Source organism: Streptomyces sp. NPDC006296, assembly GCF_040613235.1.
Taxonomy (GTDB): domain Bacteria; phylum Actinomycetota; class Actinomycetes; order Streptomycetales; family Streptomycetaceae; genus Streptomyces.
Window position 1 is genome coordinate 95,540 of sequence record NZ_JBEXRT010000010.1, and the last position, 19,830, is coordinate 115,369.

Consider the following 19,830-nt stretch of genomic DNA (forward strand, 5'->3'; position numbering starts at 1 on the left):
ACTCTGTGATCGGTGAGTCACTGAACGTCATGCAGGCGTCCGGTGTTCGCGCCCCCACCATCGCGGATCTCCAAGGAGCGACATGTCAGAGCCCTCCGCACGCCACGAAGTCAGCTTCCGGCTGCTGCGCAGCCGCAGCAGCGTGTCCAGGGCGCGAGCAGTTCTGCGCGCCAAGCTCGGCGAGTGGAGAGCGGGACAGGTGGTCGCCGAGGCCGGGGAGTTGCTGCTCTCGGAGCTGGTGACCAATGCGCTGCGGGTCCCCGCGCCCGGTGACCGGATGGTCGGCGTACGCATCGAGTGCCGGGAACGGGGTGGGCTGCTGCGGCTGGAGGTGAGTGACGCGGGGGAGGGACGGCCGGTGGTGCGACGGCCCGGTGAGCTGGAGACAGCGGGTCGGGGACTGCTCCTTGTGGAGGCGCTGGCCCATCGCTGGGGCGTGGACGAGAGGCAGGCCGGCATCGGGAAGACGGTGTGGGCCGAGGTGTTGGCCCCGGGCGTCGTGCCCGTGTCCGGGGAAGAGGACGTCGCGGCGGTGACCGTCCGGGCCGGCCAGAGCGTACGGGCCGGAGGTGCCTGGCGAACGGTCCGCAGTACACGGAGCGAGCGCTACGCCTCGGGAGGGCTCTTCGTCGTGATCGACCTTGACGAGGGTCCCGCCCTGCGGCTGCAGGCCGGAGAGGCGGTGACGGTACGGACCGGGGGAGTGGGTGCCGTGGACGTACGTCGTCCCGCGGCTGGTCCGGTGAGCCCGTCGTGAGGTGGCTGCGGGAGAAGTTCCGTCGGCGCGGCGGGGCGAGCGCCGGGCCCCGGTTCACCGGCACGCTGGCGCAGATGATCGACGGCCGACCGGTCGTGATCAGCGAGGCGGGTGAACCGGTGCCGAAAGCGCTGCCCGCACGGGCGTCGGTACGCCGCCAGGGCCGTGGTTCGCTTCGGGGGTGTGTCCGCATCCCCGTCGGGTTCGACGACCCGCGTGGCAGCATCGCCGAAGCGTTCGGGATGCGCTGATGAAACTCTTGCTCGATACCCGCATCGTCATGTGGTGGATGGCCGACGCCACGGAACTGTCCGACCGGATCAAGGACCTGATCGACACCGAGCCCGCCGTCCATGTCAGTGCGGTGTCCCCGTGGGAGATCACCATCAAGCAGTTTCTCGGCCAGTTCGAAGGGCCGGGGGACCTGGCCGAGCAGGTGCGTGACCTGTTGTTCACCAGCGTGCCGGTCACGGCCGCCCACGGGGTGCGGGCAGGCCGTCTTCCGATGCTGCACACCGACCCCTTCGACCGGATGCTCGTCGCGCAGGCGCAGGCCGAAAGGATGGTCCTGATCACCCGGAACGCCTGGATCCCTCACTACGACGTACAGACCATGCGGGCCTGATCTGTACCGCGCACCTCGGGGCAGGGGCATCAGGTGCCGGGCGCCTCCCGCGACGTGGGAGGGAGGGGGCGCCAGGCACGCATGTCCTCGACGGTCAGAAGTGCTTGTACTGCCGGGTGGTGCGTCGATACGAGCGCCCCGGGTGGTCCCGCTCCCCGGCGCCGGACCACCTCGGCTTCCCGGCACATGGAAAAGACCCCCACTCCAGTGTCTCCACTGGCGAGAGGGTCTTTTCGGCACTTCCTGAGAAGTGCCCCCGGCAGGATTCGAACCTGCGCACCCGGCTCCGGAGGCCGATGCTCTATCCCCTGAGCTACGGGGGCGTTGTCGCTGCGCTCGGCGGCGACGAGTGAAACCCTACCAGCTCCGGGCAGGTGCCCGGGAACGGATATACCCGCGCCGCCCGGCCGCTCCGGGGCGCGTCCGGCGGCCCGGACGCGGAGCCCCTCCGGGCGGAACACACGAGGGCCGCCCGGCCCCCCTCCGGGGGCGGAAGTGGGCAAAACCCGGACGCAGCCCCTCCGGTCGACCTACTCTCGAAGGGTGTCAGGCATGTACGGCCGCGTGCTTGTTGTGGACGACAACAAGGTCATCCGGCAGCTGATCAGGGTCAACCTGGAGCTTGAGGGCTTCGAGGTCGTGACCGCGGCCGATGGCGTCGAGTGCCTGGACCTGGTGCACGAGGTCTGCCCGGACGTGATCACCCTCGACGTGATGATGCCCCGGCTCGACGGGATGCAGACCGCCGCCCGGCTGCGCGCCGACCCGAGGACCGGGCATCTGCCGGTCGCCGTCATCAGTGCGTGCACCCCGGGCGAGACCGGCCCCCGGGAGCTCTCCGGGGTCGACGCGTTCCTGGCGAAGCCCTTCGAGCCCAGCGAGCTGGTGCGCATGGTGCGCCGGTTGGCCCGGCGGGAGGACTCCGTGCCGCTCGGCCGCAGGCGGGGCGCCGGGAGCGCGGCCGGCTGACACCGCGGCCGGACGGGTCGCTGCCCGCATGGCGAAACCGGTTGGCGAAGTGCCCCCCTTCCTCCCATACGCTGGTGCCGTGACCCCCGCAGATCTCTCCAGGACCGTGCTGCACGCTGTGCGCCGCGCGGTCGACGAGGGCGCCCTGCGCGCGCCGGTGCCCGCGCACGCGCGGGTCGAGCGGACCCGGCCGGGCGGCAGCGGTGACTACGCCTGCGCGATCGCCCTCCAGCTGGCCGGCCCCGCCGCGCTCCCCGCACGGGAGGTCGCCGCACTGCTGCGGGACCGGGTCGCCGGCGCGCCCGGGATCGGACGGGTCGAGATCACCGGGCCCGGCTTCCTGAGCTTCACCCTCGACGCCTCCGCCGGCGCCGGTGCGCGCGCCGCCCGGGTCCGCGAGATCCGCGAGCTGGGCCTCCGCTACGGCCGGGTCACCACGGAGGCCGGCCGGCTGCACCGCCTCCACCACCCGCGCGAGGTCCGTGCCGCGGTCGTCGCGCAGAGCGTGGCGCGGCTGCTGCGGACACAGGGCGGCCGGGTGAGCGTCGGCTGCACCGGCGCCCCCGACCCCCGCTGGCAGGAGCTGCGCGTCCGGACCGGTCCGCGGCACGCGCCCGGCGAGAGCGCCGCGATCCGCCCCGTCCCGGCCGGTGCCACCGCCGCCGGACTGCTCGACCGCCTCGGACGGGACGCCGCGCTGTGGGGGCTGCTGCGGCCCGCCGCCCACGATCACGCGCCCCTCGGGGACGACCTGCTCGTGCAGGGGGAGTCCAACCCGCTCTTCCTGGTCCGCTACGCCCACGCCCGCGCCCGCGCGCTCGTGCGTGAGGGGGCGCGGCTCGGCGTCACCGGCGCGTACGAGCCGTCCGCCGACGTCCCCGCGCCCGCGCTGCACACCGCGCTCGCGGACCACCCCGGTGTGCTCGCCGCGGCGGCGCGCCGGCAGGCGCCCGACCGCGTCGCCCGGCACCTGGAGGCCGTGGCGGACGCCTTCTTCGACTTCCACGACGCGACCCCGCCGCTCCCCGCCGGCGACGAGAAACCCTCGGCCGCCCACCGCTCCCGGCTGGCCCTTGCCGAAGCCGCCGGGACGGTGCTGGCAGGCGGCCTGTTCGTGCTCGGCATCAGCGCGCCCCCCCACCTCTGACGAGCGATTCGAGAGAGCAGAGCAGAACGATGAGCCGATCCGCACACCCCGCCGGGCCCCGTCACGCCGACGTCCTTCCCGAGGGGCACTACACCGCCCCGGCCACCGACCTCAACGAGCTGGACCCCAAGGTCTGGTCCCGCACCGTCGGCCGGGACGCCGAGGGCGCGATGACCGTCGGCGGGATCGGAGTCGCCCGGCTGGCCGAGGAGTTCGGGACGCCCGCCTACTTCCTGGACGAGTCGGACTTCCGGGCGCGCTGCCGCGCCTGGGCGGACGCCTTCGGCACGGAGGCCGACGTGTTCTACGCCGGGAAGGCCTTCCTGTCGCGCGCCGTGGTGCGCTGGCTCACGGAGGAGGGGCTCAACCTCGACGTCTGCTCCGGCGGCGAGCTGGTCACCGCGCTGGACGCCGGGATGCCCGCCGAGCGCATCGCCTTCCACGGCAACAACAAGACCGTCGCCGAGATCGAGCGGGCCGTCGAGGCGGGGGTCGGACGGATCGTCCTCGACTCCTTCCAGGAGATCGCCCGGGTCTCGCACATCGCCCAGCGGCTCGGCACCCGCCAGCGCGTGCAGATCCGCGTCACGGTCGGTGTCGAGGCCCACACCCACGAGTTCATCGCCACCGCCCACGAGGACCAGAAGTTCGGCATCGCGCTGGCCGACGGGCAGGCCGCCGAGGCGGTCCGCCGGGCGCTCACCCTGGACGGCCTGGAGCTCATCGGCATCCACTCGCACATCGGCTCGCAGATCTTCGACATGGCCGGCTTCGAGGTGTCCGCCCGGCGGGTCGTGCAGCTCCTCGCCGAGGTCCGCGACGAGCACGGCGTCGAACTCCCCGAGATCGACCTCGGCGGCGGTCTCGGGATCGCGTACACCTCCGAGGACGACCCCCGCGAGCCGCACGAGATCGCCAAGGCGCTCGGCGACATCGTGACCCGCGAGTGCGAGTCCGCCGGTCTGCGGACCCCGCGCATCTCCGTCGAACCGGGGCGCGCGATCGTCGGCCCCACCGCCTTCACGCTGTACGAGGTCGGCACCATCAAGCCGCTCGACGGCCTGCGGACGTACGTGAGCGTCGACGGCGGGATGTCGGACAACATCCGCACCGCGCTGTACGACGCCGAGTACAGCGTCGCGCTGGTCTCGCGCAGCTCCGATGCCGAGCCCATGCTCGTACGCGTCGTCGGCAAGCACTGCGAGAGCGGGGACATCGTGGTCAAGGACGCGTTCCTGCCGGCCGACCTCGCCCCCGGCGACCTGATCGCGGTGCCCGCCACCGGCGCGTACTGCCGCTCCATGGCGAGCAACTACAACCACGCCCTGCGCCCGCCCGTCGTCGCCGTGCGGGACGGACAGGCCCGGGTCATCGTCCGGCGGGAGACGGAGGAAGATCTCCTGCGTCTCGATGTCGGCTGATGAAATTCGCATCTCAAAATCCGGACGGGTGGCAGAATCCCCCGTCCGGTGAGTGAGACTGGTCCACACATCAGAAGTATGAGAAACGAGGTCGGATGATGCGTACGCGTCCGCTGAAGGTGGCGCTGCTGGGCTGTGGAGTGGTCGGCTCAGAGGTGGCGCGCATCATGACGACGCACGCCGACGACCTCGCCGCGCGCATCGGCGCGCCCGTCGAGCTCGCCGGTGTCGCCGTCCGCCGGCCCTCCAAGGTGCGCGAGGGCATCGACCCGGCACTGATCACCACCGACGCGACCGCCCTGGTCGAGCGGGGCGACATCGACGTCGTCATCGAGGTCATCGGGGGCATCGAGCCCGCCCGGACCCTCATCACGACCGCCTTCGCGAACGGCGCGGGCGTCGTCTCGGCCAACAAGGCGCTGCTCGCCGAGGACGGCTCCGCGCTGCACGCCGCCGCCGAGAAACACGGCCGGGACCTCTACTACGAGGCGGCCGTGGCCGGCGCCATCCCGCTCGTCCGCCCGCTGCGCGAATCCCTCGCGGGGGACAAGGTCAACCGGGTGCTCGGCATCGTCAACGGCACCACCAACTTCATCCTCGACAAGATGGACACCAGCGGCGCCGGGTACTCCGAGGCCCTCGACGAGGCCACCGCCCTCGGGTACGCCGAGGCCGACCCGACCGCCGACGTGGAGGGCTTCGACGCCGCCGCGAAGGCCGCGATCCTCGCCGGTATCGCCTTCCACACCCGGGTGCGGATCGGCGAGGTGCACCGCGAGGGCATCACCGAGGTGACCGCGGCCGACATCGCCTCCGCGCGCCGCATGGGCTGCACCGTCAAGCTCCTCGCCATCTGCGAGCGCGCCGCCGACGGCCGGTCCGTCACCGCCCGCGTGCACCCCGCGATGATCCCCCTCAGCCACCCGCTGGCCTCCGTCCGCGAGGCGTACAACGCGGTCTTCGTCGAGGCGGAGGCCGCCGGGCAGCTGATGTTCTACGGCCCGGGAGCGGGCGGCTCGCCGACCGCGTCCGCGGTCCTGGGCGACCTGGTCGCCGTCTGCCGCAACATCATCGGGGCGACCACCGGCCCCGGTGAGTCCGCGTACACGCGCCTGCCGGTCAGCCCCATGGGCGACGTGGTCACGCGCTACCACATCAGTCTCGACGTGGCCGACAAGCCTGGCGTGCTCGCCCAGGTCGCGACGGTCTTCGCCGAACAGGGCGTATCCATCGATACGGTCCGACAGCAGAGCCGATATTCGGGCGGCGGCGACGAAGGCGCCACCGAGCAGGGCGGTGGGCGACGCGCGGGCGGAGACGGCGAGGCGTCCCTCGTCGTCGTCACCCACCGGGCGCACGACGCGGCCCTCTCCGGGACCGTCGAGGCGCTTCGCAAGCTGGACACCGTGCGCGGTGTCGCCAGCATCATGCGTGTTGAAGGGGAGTAAGGACCCATGACCAGCAAGGGCACCCACCAGTGGCGCGGCATCATCGAGGAGTACCGGGACCGGCTCCCGGTCACGAGTACGACGCCGGTCGTCACACTCCGTGAGGGCGGTACGCCGCTCGTCCCGGCGCAGGTTCTCTCCGAGCGCACGGGCTGCGAGGTGCACCTCAAGGTCGAGGGCGCCAACCCGACGGGTTCGTTCAAGGACCGCGGCATGACCATGGCGATCACCCGGGCGAAGGAGGAGGGCGCCCAGGCCGTCATCTGCGCGTCCACCGGCAACACCTCCGCCTCCGCCGCCGCGTACGCGGTGCGCGCGGGCATGGTCTGCGCCGTCCTCGTGCCGCGCGGCAAGATCGCGCTCGGCAAGATGGGGCAGGCCCTCGTCCACGGCGCGAAGATCCTCCAGGTCGACGGGAACTTCGACGACTGCCTGACCCTGGCCCGCAGCCTCTCGGACAACTACCCGGTGGCGCTGGTCAATTCGGTCAACCCGGTCCGCATCGAGGGGCAGAAGACCGCCGCGTTCGAGATCGTCGACGCGCTCGGCGACGCCCCCGACATCCACGTCCTGCCGGTGGGCAACGCGGGCAACATCACGGCCTACTGGAAGGGCTACAAGGAGTACGCGGGCGACGCGGTCTCCACGCACACCCCCCGCATGTGGGGCTTCCAGGCGTCCGGTTCCGCGCCGATCGTCCGGGGCGAGATCGTCAAGGACCCGGCGACCATCGCCACCGCGATCCGCATCGGCAACCCGGCGTCCTGGCAGTTCGCCCTGGACGCGCGGGACGAGTCGGGCGGCTTCATCGATGAGGTGACGGACCGTCAGATCCTTGCCGCGTACCGCCTCCTGGCCTCCCAGGAGGGCGTCTTCGTCGAGCCCGCGTCGGCGGCGTCCGTGGCCGGCCTGCTCAAGGCGGCCGGTGAGGGCAAGGTCGACCCCGGGCAGCGGATCGTCTGCACCGTCACCGGGAACGGGCTGAAGGACCCCGACTGGGCCGTCGCGGGCGCCCCGCAGCCGGTCACCGTCCCCGTCGACGCGGCGGCCGCGGCCGAGAAGCTGGGCCTCGCGTAACGCGTCCTCCGAGGATCCCGCCGTCCGCCCTCCGGGGCGGACGGCGTTCCTGTCGCGACACGCCCCGGCGGTCCGCCCCGGCCCGGCCGCGCCCCCGGCCGAAGAGCGCACAGGAGGTGCGCGACACGCATCGTGCGCCTCCTGTGCGCCCTATGTCGCCACAGAACCTTCCTTCGATAAGCTGTACCGGCCCGCCCCGCCGGATCCGCCGCGGTGCAGCAGCCGTGTGACTGCCGGGCATCCCCCCGTCCCCGCGCAACGGCACCCCCACGCACGTCGCAGTACCTCGCACGACATCCCCGCCGCCGTACAGGAAGAGTCGTCCAACCGATGGCCGGTCCCGCATTCCGAGCCGCCGCCGTCCGGGTGCGCGTCCCCGCCACCAGTGCCAATCTGGGCCCGGGTTTCGACGCCCTCGGCCTCTCGCTGGGGCTCTACGACGACGTCGTCGTCCGGGTCGCCGACTCCGGGCTGCACATCGACATCGCCGGTGAGGGCGCCGAGACGCTCCCCCGCGACGAGAACCACCTGCTCGTACGCTCCCTGCGCACGGCCTTCGACCTGCTCGGCGGACAGCCGCGCGGCCTGGAGATCGTCTGCGCCAACCGCATCCCGCACGGCCGCGGCCTCGGCTCCTCGTCCGCCGCCATCTGCGCCGGGATCGTCGCCGCGCGTGCCGTGACGACCGGCGGCGAGGCCCGCCTCGACGACGCCGCGCTGCTGGAGCTGGCCACCGAGATCGAGGGACACCCCGACAACGTCGCGGCCTGCCTGCTCGGCGGATTCACCCTCGCCTGGACGGACGCGGGAGCCGCCCGCGCGATCCGGATGGACCCCGCGGACACCGTCGTCCCGGTCGTCTTCGTCCCGGCCACCGCGGTGCTCACCGAGACCGCCCGCGGCCTGCTGCCGCGCACCGTCCCCCATGTGGACGCCGCCGCCAACGCCGGTCGCGCGGCCCTGCTCGTCGAGGCTCTGACCAGGCGCCCCGAGCTGCTGCTCGCCGCCACCGAGGACCGCATCCACCAGGAGTACCGGGGCCCCGCGATGCCGCGGAGCGTCGAGCTGGTGAACCGGCTGCGCGCCGACGGCGTGCCCGCCGTCATCTCCGGCGCCGGGCCGACCGTGCTCGCGCTGACGGACGAGGGGTCGGCCGACAAGGTGTCCCGGCTGGCGGGGGAGGGATGGGCCGCGAACCGGCTCGCCCTCGACGCCGGCGGGGCGAGCGTGCTGCCGCTCGCCGCGTGATCCCACGTGATTGCCGGTGCATGAGAGGGGGAATGTTTGTTGGAGCCGGTAGTGTTAACCTCAAGTCAGCAATCGACGTCTTCGTGGCGCGTTGCTTCGTGTCCCCTTCCGGGACCACCACTCCTCCGTGAGCCTCCCCGACTGCCTGAGCAGCCTGCCTGAGCTTTCGAGCACGCTCCGGAACCGGCACGACACCCTCTTGCTCGTCCAGGAGTGGGCCGAGCAGGGGGATCTCGCGCCGGAACCCCGCACTTTCGTCTCTCCGCCGTACCCGGCGGACCACCGCCCCGGCAAGGTCCGCGATCGACACGATCGAAGACCGCAGCCGGACAGCACAACCGGTCGCCGAGCCAGAAGGCCGACGTCCGCTCCAGGGAAGGACCCTTCGTGAGCGACACCACCGATCTGATGGGCGTGACTGCCGACAAGAACGTCGACAGTCCCGCGCCCGCCGAAGGTGCTGCCTCTGGCACCACCGCACGGCGCCGCCGCTCCGGCACCGGCCTCGAGGGCATGGTCCTGGCCGAGCTGCAGCAGGTCGCGTCCGGCCTCGGCATCAGGGGTACCGCGCGGATGCGCAAGAGCCAGCTGATCGAGGTCATCAAGGAGGCGCAGGCGGGAGGATCCTCCGCGCCCGCCTCCAAGGCCGCCGCGTCCGCCGGCACGGACGCCGGGAGCAAGCCCAAGCGGCGCGCCACGTCCAAGTCGCGCACCGGTGAGGAGACCGCCGCCGCGCCCGCCGCCGACCAGGCCGCCGCGCAGCAGCAGATCGACATCCCGGGCCAGCCGGCCAACGACGAGCAGCCGGCCGGCGAGCGCCGCCGCCGCCGGGCGACCGCGCAGGCGGGCAGCCCGGACACCAAGGCGGAGGCCCCCGCCGAGCAGAAGTCCGAGGCGAAGCACGAGAGCCGCCAGGACCGCGCGGACGACCGCGGCGACACCAAGGCGGAGGCCTCGGCGGACACCGCCGAGGGCCGTCGGGGCGACCGCCAGGACGGCCGCCGCGGCGACCGCGGTGACCGGCAGGACCGCGGCGACCGCCGCGACCGCCAGCGCGACCGCCGCGGCAAGGGCGACGACCAGGGTGGCCAGCAGGGCGGCGGACGCCGCCAGGGCCAGCAGGGCGGCGGCCAGAACCAGGGCCAGCAGGGCGGCGGCAACCAGCAGGACGACGGTTACGACGACGAGGGCGGCCGCCGCGGCCGCCGGGGCCGTTACCGCGACCGCCGGGGACGCCGGGGCCGCGACGACTTCGCGACCGACGTCCAGGTGGCCGACGACGACGTCCTGATCCCCGTCGCGGGCATCCTCGACATCCTCGACAACTACGCGTTCATCCGGACCTCCGGCTACCTGCCGGGCCCGAACGACGTGTACGTCTCGCTGGCCCAGGTCCGCAAGAACGGCCTGCGCAAGGGCGACCACGTCACGGGTGCGGTGCGCCAGCCCAAGGACGGCGAGCGCCGCGAGAAGTTCAACGCGCTGGTCCGCCTCGACTCCGTCAACGGCATGGCGCCGGAGAACGGCCGCGGCCGGCCCGAGTTCCAGAAGCTGACCCCGCTGTACCCGCAGGACCGGCTTCGCCTGGAGACCGACTCCAACGTCCTGACCACCCGGATCATCGACCTGGTCGCCCCGATCGGCAAGGGCCAGCGAGGCCTGATCGTGGCCCCGCCGAAGACCGGTAAGACCATGATCCTCCAGGCCATCGCCAACGCGATCACGGTCAACAGCCCCGAGTGCCACCTGATGGTCGTCCTGGTCGACGAGCGTCCGGAAGAGGTCACCGACATGCAGCGGTCGGTGAAGGGCGAGGTCATCTCCTCGACCTTCGACCGTCCCGCCGAGGACCACACCACGGTCGCCGAGCTCGCCATCGAGCGCGCGAAGCGCCTCGTGGAGCTGGGCCACGACGTCGTGGTCCTGCTGGACTCGATCACCCGTCTGGGCCGCGCCTACAACCTGGCGGCACCGGCGTCCGGCCGCATCCTGTCCGGTGGTGTCGACTCGACCGCCCTCTACCCGCCGAAGCGCTTCTTCGGTGCGGCGCGCAACATCGAGGACGGCGGCTCGCTGACCATCCTGGCCACCGCGCTCGTCGAGACCGGCTCGCGCATGGACGAGGTGATCTTCGAGGAGTTCAAGGGCACCGGCAACATGGAGCTCAAGCTCGACCGGAAGCTCTCGGACAAGCGCATCTTCCCCGCGGTGGACGTCGACGCGTCCAGCACCCGCAAGGAGGAGATCCTGCTCGGCACCGACGAGCTGGCCGTCACCTGGAAGCTGCGCCGGGTGCTCCACGCGCTCGACCAGCAGCAGGCCATCGAGCTCCTCCTGGACCGCATGAAGAAGACGCAGTCCAACGCGGAGTTCCTGCTCCAGATCCAGAAGACCACGCCGGGCAACGGCGGCGGCAACGACTGACGCCGTGTCACCAGCCCCGTGGAACTGCCCCCGTCACCCCGGTGACGGGGGCAGTTCCATGCCGTGACGCAGACGCTTCCGAGCGGACTGAGCGGCCCGTACCGCCGTACACCCGGCGGCAGTTGTCCCTTCTGGACGGGGTGCGGCCCGGCGGCGCGCCCGCGCCCTGCCTCCCGCGGCCGTCCCCGCGATCGCCCGCCCCGGTGACGTGGGCGCCGCAGACGGCACGCGCGCGTCGCAGTGGCCGCGGGCAGACCGCCGCAGGAGCACGTCGGTCGCCGCGCGTGCGCACCGACCGACCGCCCGCGCGCCGCGCGCACAGGCGCCGGCGGACCTCGGCGCCCGGCCGGACACGCGCGCCGGCCCCTGCCCTGCCGAGGAGCCGGGCCTCCGGTGGGACACGTGCGGCGCCCCTGCGGAAGGGCCACGGCTCAGTCCTGCGGCGTCCCGGAGGGAGGACCGCGCTCCCGCTCGCCGCCCGCCCCCGCCCGCCGCGCGGGCCCGGCCCGGTGCGAGGAGACCTTGCCCACAGCGGCGCGGGCGGCCGGACGCGGTGACGGGACCGTGCCCGGTCCGGAGAATCCGCAGGTGGGACGGGTGGTACCGGCCCGTTCGCGCGGCGGCGCGGGCCGTCCCGCACGCGCCGCCGCTCCTCCCGGGCGGCCGGTGCGCTGTGCAACGCTTTCCCCTGCTTCGGGCTCCGGCGCAGCGCCGGCCGGCCACGACTGAATCTCCTGGCAGGGGACCAGGGAGCACCGCCGAACGAGGGAGCCGTATGACCGAGCAGAGCAGGAGTGCCGGCCGAATACGCGGCACCGGCAGCCGCCGGAGGAAGCCGTCGCGTACCCGCCGCGCCAAGAAGATCGCTCTGTGGGGCGCCGCCGCCCTGGTGGTCGTCGGGGGATCCGGACTCGGTTACGCCTACGTCACGCTCAACGGGAACCTGAAGGGCGTCGACATCAACGCGGCCCTGGGCACCGCCCGCCCCGACGACGTGGACAACGGGTCCGAGGACATCCTCGTCCTCGGATCGGACTCCCGCTCCGGCGCCAACGGCGCGTACGGCGCGGACGAGGGCACCGCCCGGGCGGACACCGCGATGATCGTCCACGTCAACGAGGGGCACACCTCCGCCAGTGTGGTCTCGGTCCCGCGCGACACCCTCGTCGACCGCCCGGCCTGCACGAGCGACACGACCGGCGAGCAGGTCGCCGCCGAGCACCAGACGATGTTCAACTCCGCCTACCAGGTGGGCGGACCCGCCTGCGCGGTGAAGACCGTCGAGGCCATGTCCGGCATCCGCATGGACCACTACGTCGAGGTCGACTTCACCGGGTTCAAGAAGCTCGTCGACGAGCTCGGCGGCGTGCGGATCACCACCTCGCAGGCGATCGACGACCCCGGCAGCCACCTCGCGCTGAAGCCCGGCACCCACACCCTGAGCGGGGAGCAGTCGCTCGGTCTCGTGCGCACCCGCCACAGCGTCGGCGACGGCAGCGACCTGGGGCGCATCCAGCTCCAGCAGGCCTTCGTGAAGGCCCTGATGGACCAGGCGAAGAGCGTCGGGGTGTTCTCGGACCCGAAGACCCTCTTCGGCCTCGCCGACACCGCCACCAAGGCGGTCACCACCGACTCCGAACTGGCCTCCGTCAAGAAGCTCGCCGGCTTCGCGAACGGGCTCAAGGGGCTCGGTTCCCGGAACGTCGACATGATCACGATGCCGGTGCAGTACGACCCCCAGGACCCCAACCGCGTCCTGCCCCAGGAGAAGGCCGACCGCCTGGTGTGGGCTGCGCTCAAGCAGGACAAGCCCGTCCCGGCGTCCGCCACCGCGCAGTCGGCCGGCGACAAGGGCACCGCGGGCTCGGTCGTGCGGTAGCGCGACGTTCCGTCACCCCGCGGTCGCGGAACGTGCCCCGTACGCACGGGAATACACCCGGCCGCGTCCTCGTTTTGGGAGATACGGCCGGTCCTGGCAGACTGGTACGTCGGTCCCGGTTCACGGACGCGCAATCCGCGCGAACGACCCGGAACCCTCCCGAATCTAGGAGACACCTTGAAGCGCGACATCCACCCCGAGTACGTCGAGACGCAGGTCAGCTGCACCTGCGGTGCCTCGTTCACCACCCGGAGCACCCTTGACGGCGGCGCCATCCGCGCCGACGTCTGCTCCGAGTGCCACCCGTTCTACACGGGCAAGCAGAAGATCCTCGACACCGGCGGCCGCGTGGCCCGCTTCGAGGCCCGCTTCGGCAAGGCTGCCGGCTCCGCCAGCAAGTAGCGAGCCACTGCGCCGGTTCCCGACGCCCTCCGACGGGGCGCCGGGACCGGCGTTTTTTCCGGCTGTGCGGCCGGACGCGCCCGAGCGGCGCGCACCGGCGGCACACCTCCAGCAGGCCCGCAGACGTATGACGCAGAAACCAGGAGCCCGAAGATGTTCGAGGCGGTCGAGGAACTGATCGGCGAGCACGCCGATCTCGAGAAGAAGCTCGCCGATCCGTCGGTCCACGCCGACCAGGCCAACGCGCGCAGGCTCAACAAGCGCTACGCGGAGCTGACCCCGATCGTCTCCACCTACCGGTCCTGGAAGCAGACCGGCGACGACATCGAGACGGCCCGCGAGTTCGCCGCCGACGACCCGGACTTCGCCGCCGAGGTCAAGGTCCTGGAGAAGCAGCGCGAGGAGACCACCGAGAAGCTCCGGCTCCTCCTGGTCCCGCGCGACCCCAGTGACGACAAGGACGTGCTCCTGGAGATCAAGGCGGGCGCGGGCGGCGACGAGTCCGCCCTGTTCGCCGGCGACCTGCTGCGCATGTACCTGCGCTACGCGGAGCGGGTGGGCTGGAAGACCGAGATCATCGACTCCACCGAGTCCGAGCTCGGCGGTTACAAGGACGTCCAGGTCGCCGTGAAGACCAAGGGCGGCAACGGCGCCACCGAGCCCGGCCAGGGCGTCTGGGCGCGGATGAAGTACGAGGGCGGCGTGCACCGGGTGCAGCGTGTGCCCTCCACCGAGTCCCAGGGCCGCATCCACACCTCCGCCGCCGGCGTGCTCGTCACGCCCGAGGCGGAGGAGGTCGACGTCGAGATCCACGCCAACGACCTGCGCATCGACGTCTACCGCTCCTCGGGCCCCGGCGGCCAGTCCGTCAACACCACGGACTCCGCCGTCCGCATCACGCACCTGCCGACCGGTGTCGTCGCCTCCTGCCAGAACGAGAAGAGCCAGCTCCAGAACAAGGAGCAGGCCATGCGCATCCTGCGCTCCCGTCTGCTGGCGGCGGCCCAGGAGGCCGCCGAGCAGGAGGCCTCCGACGTGCGCCGCAGCCAGGTGCGCACCGTGGACCGCTCCGAGAAGATCCGGACGTACAACTTCCCGGAGAACCGGATCTCCGACCACCGCGTCGGCTTCAAGGCGTACAACCTGGACCAGGTGCTCGATGGTGACCTCGACTCCGTCATCCAGGCCTGTGTCGACGCCGACTCCGCCGCGAAGCTCGCCGCCGCATAGGCCGTGAGCCCCACCGCCCCGCCCGTGAACCCGTACGGAGAACCGCGATGAACCTGCTGCTCGCCGAGGTGGCCCAGGCCACCCAGCGGCTGGCCGACGCCGGTGTCCCCTCACCGCGATTCGACGCCGAGGAACTCGCCGCGTTCGTGCACGGCGTCAAGCGGGGCGAGCTGCACCACGTGCAGGACGCCGACTTCGACGCGCGCTACTGGGAGACGATCGCCCGCCGCGAGGCCCGCGAACCGCTCCAGCACATCACCGGCCGCGCCTTCTTCCGCTACCTGGAGCTCCAGGTCGGTCCCGGCGTCTTCGTCCCCCGCCCGGAGACCGAGTCGGTCGTCGGCTGGGCGATAGACGCCGTGCGCGCGATGGACGTCGTCGAACCGCTCATCGTCGACCTCTGCACCGGATCGGGCGCGATCGCGCTCGCCATGGCGCAGGAGGTGCCGCGCTCGCGCGTGCACGCCGTGGAGCTGTCCGAGGACGCCCTGAGGTGGACCCGGAAGAACGCCGAGGGGTCCAGGGTCACCGTCCACCGGGGAGACGCCCTGAGCGCCCTTCCCGAGCTCGACGGCCAGGTCGACCTGGTGATCTCCAACCCGCCCTACATCCCGCTGACCGAGTGGGAGTACGTCGCGCCGGAGGCCCGGGACCACGACCCGCAGATGGCGCTCTTCTCCGGCGAGGACGGCCTCGACACCATCCGCGGCATCGAGCGCACCGCACACCGCCTGCTGCGCCCCGGCGGGCTCGTCGTCATCGAGCACGCCGACACCCAGGGCGGCCAGGTGCCGTGGATCTTCACCGAGGAACGCGGCTGGGCCGATGCGGCCGACCACCCCGACCTGAACAAGCGGCCCCGGTTCGCGACGGCCCGCAAGGCCATGCCGTGACCACCGGGCGACCGGCACCGCACCACCCCTACCCGCACCTGTCCGAGGAGGCCGGCTGATGGCACGGCGATACGACTGCAACGACGCGACCGACCGTACGACCGGCCTGCGTGAAGCCGCGTCCGCCGTCCGCCGCGGCGAACTGGTCGTGCTGCCCACCGACACCGTGTACGGGATCGGTGCGGACGCCTTCAGCTCGGAGGGCGTGGCCGACCTCCTCGACGCCAAGGGCCGCGGCCGCAACATGCCGACCCCCGTCCTGATCGGCTCCCCGAACACCCTGCACGGCCTGGTCACCGACTTCTCCGAGCAGGCCTGGGAGCTGGTGGACGCGTTCTGGCCCGGCGCCCTCACCCTCGTCGCCAAGCACCAGCCGTCGCTCCAGTGGGACCTCGGCGACACCCGCGGCACCGTCGCGGTCCGGATGCCGCTGCACCCGGTCGCCATCGAGCTCCTCTCGGAGGTCGGCCCGATGGCCGTCTCCAGCGCCAACCTCACCGGACACCCCTCGCCCGAGACCTGCGACGCCGCCCAGGAGATGCTCGGCGACAGCGTCTCCGTCTACCTCGACGGCGGCCCGACGCCCGGGATCGTCCCGTCCTCGATCGTCGACGTCACCGGCCGGATCCCCCTGCTGCTGCGGGCCGGCGCCCTCTCGGTCGAGGAGCTCCGCAAGGTGGTACCGGACCTCGAGGTGGCCAATTGACCGCCCCTGAGGGGCGTGGCATAGCGGGGCGGCCCGACACTTTCCGCATCCTCCACGTCAGCACCGGCAACGTCTGCCGCTCGCCCATCACCGAGCGGCTGACCCGCCACGCCCTCGTGGACCGCCTCGGCGATCCGCTCAGTGGCGGCCTCATCGTGGAGAGCGCGGGCACCTGGGGGCACGAGGGCGCCCCCATGGAGGCGAACGCCGAGGTCGTCCTCGCCGACTTCGGCGCCGACGCCACCGGGTTCGTCGGCCGTGAGCTCCTCGACGAGCACGTGATCCGCGCCGACCTGGTGCTCACCGCCACCCGGGACCACCGCGCCCAGGTGATCTCCATGGGGCACTCGGCGGGACTGCGGACCTTCACCCTCAAGGAGTTCACCCGGCTGGTGCGGGCCATAGACCCGGCCACCCTGCCCGACGCCCGCGAGGAGGGCGTCGTCGAGCGCGCCCGCGCGCTGGTGCGCGCCGCGGCCGCCCTGCGCGGCTGGCTGCTGGCCCCCACCGCGGAGGCGGACGAGGTCTACGACCCGTACGGCGCGCCGATCACCTTCTTCCGCTCCGTCGGTGACGAGATCAGCCAGGCGCTCGATCCCGTCATGACGGCGCTGACCGGGGTGCACGCCCCGCGCTGAACCCGCCGCCGTCCCCCCCCGCGTGCGCACGAGGGTGCGCCGACCGGCGTAGAGGGGCCTCCGGCAGCGGGCAGGCGGCCCGGGGCGGACCTACATTGGATCTGACGCCACGCACCCCTCCTCCAGGCCCGGAGCCGTCAGATGCCGGTCACCACGCCCGCCGCACGCGAAGCCGCGCCACCCTCCTCCGCCCTGCACCGGGACTTCGACGCCCTGGCCCGCCAGGACCCGGAGATCAGCGGGATCCTGCTGGCCGAGGCCGGGCGCCAGGCGAGCACCCTCCAGCTCATCGCCGCCGAGAACTTCACCTCGCCCGCGGTCCTCGCCGCCCTCGGCTCCCCGCTCGCCAACAAGTACGCCGAGGGCTACCCCGGGGCCCGGCACCACGGCGGCTGCGAGCAGGCCGACGCCGCGGAACGCGCCGCGGTCCGGCGGGCCGTGTCGCTGTTCGGCGCCGAGCACGCCAACGTCCAGCCGCACTCCGGCTCCTCGGCCGTCCTCGCCGCCTACGCCGCGCTGCTGCGCCCGGGCGACACGGTGCTGGCCATGGGGCTCCCGTACGGCGGCCACCTCACCCACGGCGCCCCGGGGAACTTCTCCGGGCGCTGGTTCGAGTTCGCCGGGTACGGCGTCGACCCCGACAGCGGGCTGATCGACTACGCGCAGGTGCGGGCCCTGGCGAGGGCCAGGCGGCCCAAGGCGATCGTCTGCGGCTCGATCTCGTACCCGCGGCACCCGGACTACGAGCAGTTCCGGGCGATCGCCGACGAGACCGGCGCGTACCTGATCGTGGACGCCGCCCACCCGATGGGGCTGATCGCCGGGGGAGCGGCGCCCAGCCCGGTCCCGTACGCCGACGTGGTGTGCGCGACGACGCACAAGGTCCTGCGCGGCCCGCGCGGCGGCATGCTGCTCTGCGGCGTCGAGCTGGCGGAGCGGATCGACCGTGCGGTGTTCCCCTTCACCCAGGGCGGCGCCCAGATGCACACCGTCGCGGCGAAGGCCGTCGCCTTCGGCGAGGCCGCCGCCCCGGCCTTCGCGGTCTACGCCCACCGGGTCGTCGCGCACGCCAGGGTCCTGGCCGCCGCGCTGGAGTCCGAGGGCTTCGAGATCACCACGGGCGGCACCGACACCCACATCGTCGTGGCGGACCCCGCCCCGCTGGGTGTGGACGGCCGTACCGCCCGCGCCCGGCTGACGGCCGCCGGTATGGTCCTGGACACGTGCGCCCTGCCGTACGGGGACGCCCGCGGCCTCCGGCTCGGTACCGCCGCCGTCACCACGCAGGGCATGGACGAGGACGACATGGCGCGGATCGCCTCGCTGTTCGGCGCGGCGGTGCGGGAGGAGGGCGACGCGGGCCGGCTGCGCGCCGAGGCGCGTGCGCTGGCCGAGCGCAATCCGCCGTATCCGGGGTAGCCGAGCCGTGTGGAACCATCACCCGTGGATCGTTGTCCTTGCACAGGAGACTAGGGTGTGGGGCTGAGATGGCCGGCGAATTCTGTGGGGCAGCCCGTGCGTGATTACCTGCTGACGCTCTGTGTCACGGCCGCAGTGACCTATCTGCTGACCGGACCGGTGCGGAAGTTCGCCATCGCGATCGGGGCCATGCCCGCGATCCGTGCGCGTGACGTACACCGGGAACCGACACCTCGGCTCGGTGGCATCGCCATGTTCGGCGGACTGTGCGCGGGGCTGATCGTCGCGGACCACCTGTTCAACCTGAACGGCGTGTTCGACCTCTCCAACGAGCCCAGGGCGCTGCTCTCCGGCGCCGCCCTGATCTGGCTCATCGGGGTCCTGGACGACAAGTTCGAGATCGACGCGCTGATCAAGCTCGGCGGACAGATGATCGCCGCCGCGGTCATGGTCATCCAGGGTCTGACGATCCTGTGGCTGCCCATCCCCGGTCTCGGCACCGTGGCGCTCACCCAGTGGCAGGGCACACTGCTCACCGTCGCGCTGGTGGTGATCACCATCAACGCGGTGAACTTCGTCGACGGCCTGGACGGCCTCGCGGCGGGCATGGTCTGCATCGCGTCCGCGGCGTTCTTCCTCTACACCTACCGGCTCTGGTACGGGTACGGGATCGAGGCGGCGGCCCCCGCGACGCTCTTCGCCGCGATCCTGATGGGCATGTGCCTGGGCTTCCTGCCGCACAACATGCACCCCGCCCGCATCTTCATGGGCGACTCCGGATCGATGCTGATCGGCCTCGTCCTGGCCGCCGGAGCGATCTCGGTCACCGGCCAGGTCGACCCCGACACGATGAAGCTCTTCGAGGGCGGCGAGCGCGGGGCGACCCACGCGATGCTCCCGGTCTTCATCCCGCTGCTGCTGCCGCTGACGATCATCGCGATCCCCGCCGCCGACCTGGTGCTGGCCATCGTGCGCCGTACGTGGAACGGCCAGTCGCCGTTCGCCGCCGACCGCGGCCACCTGCACCACCGGCTGCTGGAGATCGGGCACTCGCACAGCAGGTCCGTGCTGATCATGTACTTCTGGTCCGCCCTGATCGCCTTCGGGGCCGTCGGCTACTCCGTGCACTCGGCGTCGCTGTGGATCGTGCTGGTGATCGTGGGGCTCAGCGCCCTGGGCCTGGTCCTGCTGCTGATGCCGCGCTTCACCCCGCGCGCCCCGCGCTGGGCCGAGGCGTTCGTGCCGCCGCGCTACCGGCGGCGGCGGGCCGCCCACGCCGAGCCGGCGGAGGCCGACGCCGTCGCCTCCCGGGGCCAACAGCGCTCCGAGGACGCGCACATGGCCTCTCCGGCGCCGGAACCGGCCTCCGTGGCCGTGGGAGTCTCCGGCGTCAACGGGGCGACCGCGATCGGCCCCCGTTCGCGCTTCACGGATCGGGACCGCGCCGATTCCCCGCGCTGAAGACGCCGTACAGAAATCCCCATACCAGACAATGCGTCGTGATGTTCTGCACACACGCGCGGGTTAACCCTCATGTGTGACAGCTG

18 protein-coding genes and 1 tRNA gene are annotated in these 19,830 nt (G+C 72.5%); 18 read left to right on the top strand and 1 reads right to left on the bottom strand.

Translation table 11 applies throughout. From position 1 onward, the window contains the following. Positions 1-82 precede the first annotated feature (82 nt). From ABZ172_RS09735 to ABZ172_RS09745, 3 genes are read left to right on the top strand one after another with little or no spacing between them, the layout of a single operon-like run. Complete coding sequence (locus ABZ172_RS09735) at positions 83-757, top strand: ATP-binding protein (RefSeq protein WP_356882013.1); 675 nt, start codon at positions 83-85, stop codon at positions 755-757. Continuing rightward, positions 754-1,008, top strand: a complete 255-nt coding sequence (locus ABZ172_RS09740; RefSeq protein WP_356882015.1) for a prevent-host-death protein — start codon at positions 754-756, stop codon at positions 1,006-1,008. The genes ABZ172_RS09735 and ABZ172_RS09740 overlap by 4 nt, the downstream gene beginning before the upstream one ends. Further along, positions 1,008-1,382 (top strand): type II toxin-antitoxin system VapC family toxin, encoded by a 375-nt coding sequence (locus tag ABZ172_RS09745; protein WP_356882017.1) that lies wholly within the window; start codon positions 1,008-1,010, stop codon positions 1,380-1,382. Before ABZ172_RS09740 ends, ABZ172_RS09745 begins: the two co-directional genes overlap by 1 nt. A 251-nt stretch (positions 1,383-1,633) precedes the next feature. On the opposite strand, the gene ABZ172_RS09750 is transcribed toward ABZ172_RS09745, so the two are convergent. Then, positions 1,634-1,705 (bottom strand) — tRNA-Arg (locus ABZ172_RS09750). Positions 1,706-1,877: 172 nt separating this feature from the next. Between ABZ172_RS09750 and ABZ172_RS09755 the strand changes: the two genes are divergently transcribed. The 15 genes from ABZ172_RS09755 to ABZ172_RS09825 all read left to right on the top strand — a co-directional run bounded on the left by ABZ172_RS09755 (position 1,878) and on the right by ABZ172_RS09825 (position 19,744). Next, positions 1,878-2,351, top strand: coding sequence for a response regulator (locus tag ABZ172_RS09755; RefSeq protein WP_356882019.1), 474 nt, complete (start codon positions 1,878-1,880; stop codon positions 2,349-2,351). 79 nt (positions 2,352-2,430) lie between these two features. Then, the gene (gene nrtL, locus ABZ172_RS09760; protein ID WP_356882021.1) at positions 2,431-3,498 is read left to right on the top strand and encodes an ArgS-related anticodon-binding protein NrtL; all 1,068 of its coding nucleotides are present in this window, start codon (positions 2,431-2,433) and stop codon (positions 3,496-3,498) included. 29 nt (positions 3,499-3,527) lie between these two features. Further along, positions 3,528-4,919: a diaminopimelate decarboxylase gene (gene lysA / locus ABZ172_RS09765; protein ID WP_356882023.1), complete on the top strand. Its 1,392-nt coding sequence runs from the start codon at positions 3,528-3,530 to the stop codon at positions 4,917-4,919. A gap of 95 nt (positions 4,920-5,014) precedes the next feature. Continuing rightward, positions 5,015-6,367 carry a homoserine dehydrogenase gene (locus ABZ172_RS09770; protein ID WP_356882025.1) on the top strand — a complete coding sequence of 451 codons (1,353 nt, stop codon included), beginning with the start codon at positions 5,015-5,017 and terminating at the stop codon, positions 6,365-6,367. 6 nt (positions 6,368-6,373) lie between these two features. After that, positions 6,374-7,444, top strand: a complete 1,071-nt coding sequence (gene thrC, locus ABZ172_RS09775; RefSeq protein WP_356882027.1) for a threonine synthase — start codon at positions 6,374-6,376, stop codon at positions 7,442-7,444. Between the two features lie 330 nt (positions 7,445-7,774). Continuing rightward, positions 7,775-8,692, top strand: coding sequence for a homoserine kinase (gene thrB / locus ABZ172_RS09780; protein WP_356882029.1), 918 nt, complete (start codon positions 7,775-7,777; stop codon positions 8,690-8,692). Between the two features lie 387 nt (positions 8,693-9,079). Then, the gene (gene rho, locus ABZ172_RS09785) at positions 9,080-11,116 is read left to right on the top strand and encodes a transcription termination factor Rho (protein ID WP_356882031.1); all 2,037 of its coding nucleotides are present in this window, start codon (positions 9,080-9,082) and stop codon (positions 11,114-11,116) included. Positions 11,117-11,891: 775 nt separating this feature from the next. After that, positions 11,892-12,995, top strand: a complete 1,104-nt coding sequence (locus tag ABZ172_RS09790; protein ID WP_356882033.1) for an LCP family protein — start codon at positions 11,892-11,894, stop codon at positions 12,993-12,995. 177 nt (positions 12,996-13,172) lie between these two features. Then, positions 13,173-13,397 carry a 50S ribosomal protein L31 gene (gene rpmE, locus ABZ172_RS09795; protein WP_033298361.1) on the top strand — a complete coding sequence of 75 codons (225 nt, stop codon included), beginning with the start codon at positions 13,173-13,175 and terminating at the stop codon, positions 13,395-13,397. A gap of 153 nt (positions 13,398-13,550) precedes the next feature. After that, the gene (gene prfA, locus ABZ172_RS09800) at positions 13,551-14,627 is read left to right on the top strand and encodes a peptide chain release factor 1 (protein WP_356882036.1); all 1,077 of its coding nucleotides are present in this window, start codon (positions 13,551-13,553) and stop codon (positions 14,625-14,627) included. Positions 14,628-14,674: 47 nt separating this feature from the next. After that, positions 14,675-15,520 carry a peptide chain release factor N(5)-glutamine methyltransferase gene (gene prmC / locus ABZ172_RS09805; protein WP_356882038.1) on the top strand — a complete coding sequence of 282 codons (846 nt, stop codon included), beginning with the start codon at positions 14,675-14,677 and terminating at the stop codon, positions 15,518-15,520. 58 nt (positions 15,521-15,578) lie between these two features. Beyond that, positions 15,579-16,226: an L-threonylcarbamoyladenylate synthase gene (locus tag ABZ172_RS09810; protein WP_356882040.1), complete on the top strand. Its 648-nt coding sequence runs from the start codon at positions 15,579-15,581 to the stop codon at positions 16,224-16,226. Next, positions 16,223-16,864 carry a protein-tyrosine-phosphatase gene (locus tag ABZ172_RS09815; RefSeq protein ID WP_356882042.1) on the top strand — a complete coding sequence of 214 codons (642 nt, stop codon included), beginning with the start codon at positions 16,223-16,225 and terminating at the stop codon, positions 16,862-16,864. The genes ABZ172_RS09810 and ABZ172_RS09815 overlap by 4 nt, the downstream gene beginning before the upstream one ends. 141 nt (positions 16,865-17,005) lie before the next feature. Further along, entirely contained in the window at positions 17,006-18,283 is a 1,278-nt protein-coding gene (locus ABZ172_RS09820; protein WP_356882044.1) for a serine hydroxymethyltransferase, read from the top strand. Positions 18,284-18,379: 96 nt separating this feature from the next. Beyond that, positions 18,380-19,744, top strand: a complete 1,365-nt coding sequence (locus tag ABZ172_RS09825; RefSeq protein ID WP_356882046.1) for an MraY family glycosyltransferase — start codon at positions 18,380-18,382, stop codon at positions 19,742-19,744. Positions 19,745-19,830 lie beyond the last annotated feature (86 nt).

Excerpts from the sequence above, each read along its gene's own strand:
- ABZ172_RS09735 (WP_356882013.1), top strand. The coding sequence starts at position 83 with ATGTCAGAGCCCTCCGCACGCCACGAAGTCAGCTTCCGGCTGCTGCGC.
- ABZ172_RS09745 (WP_356882017.1), top strand. The coding sequence starts at position 1,008 with ATGAAACTCTTGCTCGATACCCGCATCGTCATGTGGTGGATGGCCGAC.
- lysA (WP_356882023.1), top strand. The coding sequence starts at position 3,528 with ATGAGCCGATCCGCACACCCCGCCGGGCCCCGTCACGCCGACGTCCTT.
- ABZ172_RS09770 (WP_356882025.1), top strand. The coding sequence starts at position 5,015 with ATGATGCGTACGCGTCCGCTGAAGGTGGCGCTGCTGGGCTGTGGAGTG.
- thrC (WP_356882027.1), top strand. The coding sequence starts at position 6,374 with ATGACCAGCAAGGGCACCCACCAGTGGCGCGGCATCATCGAGGAGTAC.
- thrB (WP_356882029.1), top strand. The coding sequence starts at position 7,775 with ATGGCCGGTCCCGCATTCCGAGCCGCCGCCGTCCGGGTGCGCGTCCCC.
- ABZ172_RS09790 (WP_356882033.1), top strand. The coding sequence starts at position 11,892 with ATGACCGAGCAGAGCAGGAGTGCCGGCCGAATACGCGGCACCGGCAGC.
- prfA (WP_356882036.1), top strand. The coding sequence starts at position 13,551 with ATGTTCGAGGCGGTCGAGGAACTGATCGGCGAGCACGCCGATCTCGAG.
- prmC (WP_356882038.1), top strand. The coding sequence starts at position 14,675 with ATGAACCTGCTGCTCGCCGAGGTGGCCCAGGCCACCCAGCGGCTGGCC.
- ABZ172_RS09810 (WP_356882040.1), top strand. The coding sequence starts at position 15,579 with ATGGCACGGCGATACGACTGCAACGACGCGACCGACCGTACGACCGGC.
- ABZ172_RS09820 (WP_356882044.1), top strand. The coding sequence starts at position 17,006 with ATGCCGGTCACCACGCCCGCCGCACGCGAAGCCGCGCCACCCTCCTCC.